The sequence below is a fragment of the Nitratidesulfovibrio oxamicus genome, assembly GCF_015731765.1.
Classification (GTDB): domain Bacteria; phylum Desulfobacterota; class Desulfovibrionia; order Desulfovibrionales; family Desulfovibrionaceae; genus Cupidesulfovibrio; species Cupidesulfovibrio oxamicus.
On record NZ_VRYY01000178.1, the window covers coordinates 1 to 4951 of the forward strand.

5 protein-coding genes are annotated in these 4951 nt (G+C 66.4%); 4 read left to right on the forward strand and 1 reads right to left on the reverse strand.

Going from position 1 to position 4951, the window contains the following annotated elements; translation table 11 throughout:
- Positions 1-97: 97 nt before the first annotated feature.
- The 4 genes from rd to FVW20_RS07490 all read left to right on the forward strand — a co-directional run bounded on the left by rd (position 98) and on the right by FVW20_RS07490 (position 3535).
- A complete protein-coding gene (gene rd / locus FVW20_RS07475; RefSeq protein WP_007526280.1) occupies positions 98-256 on the forward strand; it encodes a rubredoxin in 159 nt (52 codons plus the stop codon).
- A gap of 277 nt (positions 257-533) precedes the next feature.
- Complete coding sequence (locus tag FVW20_RS07480) at positions 534-1742, forward strand: FprA family A-type flavoprotein (RefSeq protein WP_196608937.1); 1209 nt, start codon at positions 534-536, stop codon at positions 1740-1742.
- Between the two features lie 288 nt (positions 1743-2030).
- Entirely contained in the window at positions 2031-2738 is a 708-nt protein-coding gene (gene modB / locus FVW20_RS07485) for a molybdate ABC transporter permease subunit (RefSeq protein WP_196608938.1), read from the forward strand.
- Entirely contained in the window at positions 2738-3535 is a 798-nt protein-coding gene (locus FVW20_RS07490; RefSeq protein ID WP_196608939.1) for a sulfate/molybdate ABC transporter ATP-binding protein, read from the forward strand. The genes modB and FVW20_RS07490 overlap by 1 nt, the downstream gene beginning before the upstream one ends.
- Before the next feature lie 293 nt (positions 3536-3828).
- Here FVW20_RS07490 and FVW20_RS07495 read toward each other — a convergent pair.
- Positions 3829-4951, reverse strand: a 1123-nt coding sequence (locus FVW20_RS07495; protein ID WP_231038949.1) for a TOBE domain-containing protein, incomplete at its 5' end; no start/stop codon positions are given.

Below are 4951 nucleotides of genomic sequence, written 5' to 3' on the forward strand. Positions count from 1 at the left end.
GGCGGCAGCCGTCCCCGCCGCACCCGGCGGGCGGCAGCCTGATGCCAGGCAGCGGCGCGCGCCCGCAACGCAACCACCCGACAACGAGGAACGAATCATGAAAAAGTACGTCTGCACCGTTTGCGGCTACGAGTACGATCCCGCCGAAGGCGACCCCGACAACGGCGTGAAGCCCGGCACCGCCTTCGAAGACGTGCCCGCCGACTGGGTGTGCCCCATCTGCGGCGCGCCCAAGTCCGAATTCGAACCCGCCTAGGGAGTTCGAGCTTCCGACCGACAGGGGAGGCCGCGCCGCCGCAGGGTGGTGCGCCTCCCTTCTGCGTCCAAGCCTTTCGGGTTCAGGCACAGGGACGGCACGGCGGCGCCGCCAGCCGGGCACGCACCGCGCGCCAGCCCGCACCACGCATCAGGCATCGCCCCCCTTGCCCCACCCTCGGAATTTACTTACTCCTTTGGTCAGCCCTCTTGCGCATGCTCGCCGGCATGCCGCGCCCCCCGCGCACACCCACCGCACCCGCTTCGCGAGGTAGAACATGCACGCCCTTGAAATAAAGAAGGACATCCACTGGGTCGGCGTTGTCGACCACAACAGCCGCGACTTCCACGGCTATTCCCTGTCGCCGCAGGGCACCACGTACAACGCCTACGTGGTCATGGACGAAAAGGTCACCCTGTTCGACACGGTGAAACACGAATTCCTGCCCACCATGCTCTGCCGCCTGTCCCAGGTGGTGGCGCCCGAGAAGATCGACTACATCGTCTGCAACCACCTGGAGCCCGATCACGCCGGCGCCCTGGCGGACATGGTTGCCCGCTGCAAGCCCGAAAAGATCTTCTGCTCGCCCATGGGCCTGAAGGCCATGGAAGCCCACTTCGACATCACCGGCTGGCCCGTGCAGGTGGTCAAGACCGGCGACTCCATCAGCCTCGGCAAGCGCACCGTGACCTTTGTGGAAACGCGCATGCTGCACTGGCCCGACAGCATGGTGTCGTACATTCCCGAAGACAAGCTGCTGATCTGCAACGACGCCTTCGGCCAGAACATCGCCAGCACCGAACGCTACGCCGACGAGATAGACCGCTCCGCGCTGCTGCACGCCATGAAGGAGTACTATCACAACATCGTGCTGCCCTTCTCGCCCATCGTGCTGAAGACGCTGGACGCCATCGCCGAGCTGAAGCTGGACATCGACATGCTGGCCCCCGACCACGGGCTGATCTTCCGCGGCCATGACGAAGTGCAGTTCGCCTTCGACACCTACCGCCGCTATGCCGAGCAGAAGCCGCAGAAGCGCGCCGTCATCGTGTTCGACACCATGTGGCACTCCACCGAAAAGATGGCCCACGCCATCGCCGACGGGCTGGAGGCGGGCGGCGTGCCCACCCGCATCATGTGGCTGAAGGCCAACCACCACAGCGCGGTGATGACCGAACTGGCCGACTGCGGCGCGGTGATCGTGGGTTCGCCCACCCACAACAACGGCATCCTGCCCGAAGTGGCCAAGATGCTCACCTACATGAAGGGCCTGCGTCCGCAAAACCGCATCGGCGCGGCGTTCGGCTCGTTCGGCTGGTCCGGCGAATCGGTGAAGGCCATCACCGAATGGCTGGAATCCATGGGCATGGAACTGCCCGCCGAACCGGTAAAGGTGAAGCACGTGCCCACCCACGACACCTACGCAAAGTGCTTCGAACTGGGCAAGAGCGTGGCTGCCGCGCTGACCGCCAAGTGCGAAGGGTAGGGGCCAGCCTGCCAGCAGGTCCGGAGTCTTCCGGGGCGGGGCACCCTCCCCCCGAAACCTTTATTGGTATTGTCCAATTGTTGCGCATGGGAAGGGCCACACGGCCCTTCCCCTTTTTCTTTGGCGAATCGGGGTCATTCCCGTGTGTGCCGCGCCCGCAGGCATCGCGCCCGGGGCCTTTTCCGACAGCATGCCGCTGACCGTGTCACTGCCCCGCGCCACGGTCACCAAGACGAAAGTTTTCGTGCCTCTGTTGCGGCCCCCCGGCCTTTTCGCCACAGTCGGGCCATGGATTTCCTTTCCCCCCTGCTGACGGCGGGCACGCTGAAGGTCTCCGTCATCCTGCTCACGCTGAAGGTGGCGGGCATTGCCACGGCGGTGTCTTCCGTGCTCGGCATCCTGACGGCGTGGTGCATCGCACGTCGCCCCTTTCCGGGCCGCACCTGGGTGGATGCCTTGTGCGCCCTGCCGCTGGTGCTGCCGCCCACGGTAATCGGCTACTACCTCATCCTGCTGGTGGGGCGGCGCGGCCTGCTGGGGCCGTGGCTGGCCGAATTCGGCATCAACCTGATGTTCTCGTGGGAAGGCGCAGTGGTGGCGGCCACCGTGGTGGTCTTTCCGCTCATCTACAAATCGGCCCGCGCCGCGCTGGAAGCCGTGGACCACAATCTGGAAAACGCGGCCCGCACCCTGGGCGCATCGGAGTGGAAGGTGTTCCTGCGGGTGTCGCTGCCCCTTGCGTGGCGCGGCATACTGGCCGGTGTCATGCTGGCCTTTGCGCGGGGCATGGGCGAATTCGGCGCCACGCTGATGATCGCGGGCAACCTGCCGGGCCGCACCCAAACCCTGTCGCTGGCCATCTATTCCGCCTTTCAGGCCGGCGACGATGCGCAGGCGCTGGCGCTGGTCATCGCCACCTCACTGCTGTGCATGGGCGTGCTGATCCTTGCGGACAAACTGGCCACCGGCGGACTTTCCTTCGGCAGGGGGGCGTGATGATAGACGTTTCCATCACCCATCGCCTGCCCCCGGCCCGCGGGGTCAAGAAGACTGGGGGCAGAGGCTTCAAGATCGACGTGTCCTTCGCCACCGAGGACCGCATCCTGGTGCTGTTCGGCCATTCCGGCTCGGGCAAGACCCTGACCCTGCAGGCCATCGCCGGGCTGATGCACCCCCGCGAGGGGCGCATCGTCATCAACGGCACCACCCTGCTGGATACGGCGGCGGGCATCGACAGTCCCGCGCGCGACAGGGGTATCGGCTACGTGTTCCAGGACTACGCCCTGTTCCCGCACCTGTCGGTGCGCAAGAACGTGGAATTCGGCCTGGGGGCCGGGCGGAGGGCGTCAGTGGCAGGGCAGTCAGGAGCCGGGAAGGGACGCGGGGCCGTGGCCGACGGCGCAAGCGGCAAGCGACGCGTGGACGAACTGCTGGAACTGTTCGAGATAGACCACGTGGCCCACAACCTGCCGGGCAACATTTCCGGCGGGCAGCGCCAGCGCACCGCGCTGGCCCGCGCCCTTGCCACCAACCCGCGCGCGCTTCTGCTGGACGAGCCGTTCTCTGCCCTGGACCCGCTGCTGCGGGTGCGCATGCGCAAGGAATTCTCCCGGCTGTTCGCGCACTTCGACATTCCGGCCATCATCATCACCCACGACCCGGACGACGTGGACGCCTTTGCCGACACCCTGGTGCTGTACGAGGACGGACGCATCCGCCATCGCCTGAACTTCCGCGAACTGAGGACGGAAGGAAGGCCTGCGCTGGGGCTGCTCATGGCCCTGATGAATTAGGTGAAGGCGGATCAGACGGATTGGATGATTTGTCCGACGCCCGGTTTTTCCCCCACGCTTTTCCTTTCCCGCCGGGCCGTGCGCGTCAGCATGGCCCGGGGCGGGGGTACCCCGGGTGCGCCGCCTCGTGCGTCCGGCAGTCACGGGTCATCGGGCATCATCCGTTCGCCCGTCCCTCCATTGCGAAAGAGCCGCCGCCCCCAGGGGCGGCGGCTCTTTCCGCTGGCGGGCGGCATGCACCCCCGCGTCATGCCCACATGTCATGCTCACAAATCTGGGCGTTTTCCGCCGCGCTATTCCACGTTCAGGATCACCGAGAACGCCTTGAACATCACCAGAATGTCCGTGCCCGGCGCAAGGTCCAGCGTCTTCACGCTTTCCACGGTCAGCAGGGCGCACACGGTGGTGCCTTCTGGCAGGTCCACCACCACCTCGGCGGCGATCTCGGAACGGTTCACCCGCGCCACCTTGCCCGCGTAGCGATTGCGGGCGCTGGTCTTCAGCCGGTTTTCCTCGCGGGCCAGGATCACCCACGGCGCCTTCACCGTGGCAGTCATCACCTTGCCGGTGCTCACGCCAAGGTTCTGGGCGCTTTCCTCGGTTATCACCGAAACCACCTTCAGCCCGCTGTTGGTGGTCAGTTCCACCTCCACCAGCAGCCCGTCCCTGACGACGGACGTGACCCTGCCGGTGAACGCGTTGCGTGCGCTGGTCTTCATCCGGGTCTCCTTGTTCAGGTAATGATGCACGATACGCCGCACGTCATCGTCTGAAAAGCGCAGGTAGCTGGCCGTCTGGTTCATGCTCTGGTGGCCCAGGATGCCCTGCACGATCTTCAGCGGCACGCCGCCGCGCAACAATTCCACGGCCCGCGAATGCCGGATGACGCGCGGGTTCAGGTATTCCTTGGGGATGGAGCATTCCGCGGCGCGCTCGTAGAACTTGCGGCGCACGTAGCCCTGGTCCATGCGAAAGACGCGCCCGCGCAGGCCGAACATCATGGGGTCGTCCAGCACCCCCTGCACCTCGCGCATGACCGGGCCGGGCATCTGGATTTCGCGCCCGCCGTGGCCGCGCACGATGACCTGCTGGCGCACCGGGTCGAGGTCGGCGGCATCATCCAGGGCCAGCACCTCGCCAAGCCGTAACGCGCCGTGGCGCAGCATCAGGAAGGCAATCCACAGCCGCCCGCGCGAACGGCGCTGCACCGGCGTGGACGCCGCGCCGAACCAGGCGAGGAAGGTGGCCGTCAACTCATCAAGTTGTTCCGACGTGAGGTGCTTGACCCCTTCCGGCACCTCGAAGCTTTGGGCAGGGCAAGGCACGTCCGCGGCCTTCGACGCGGGCCGGTGGCATGCGCCCGCCCCATCTGCGCCCGCCACGTTGCGGGCCGCGCCACGCGGACAGGCGCCACCG

Bases quoted from the DNA above. Each gene is read 5' to 3' on its own strand.
- modB (WP_196608938.1), top strand. From the start codon at position 2,031: ATGGATTTCCTTTCCCCCCTGCTGACGGCGGGCACGCTGAAGGTCTCC.
- FVW20_RS07480 (WP_196608937.1), top strand. From the start codon at position 534: ATGCACGCCCTTGAAATAAAGAAGGACATCCACTGGGTCGGCGTTGTC.
- FVW20_RS07490 (WP_196608939.1), top strand. From the start codon at position 2,738: ATGATAGACGTTTCCATCACCCATCGCCTGCCCCCGGCCCGCGGGGTC.
- rd (WP_007526280.1), top strand. From the start codon at position 98: ATGAAAAAGTACGTCTGCACCGTTTGCGGCTACGAGTACGATCCCGCC.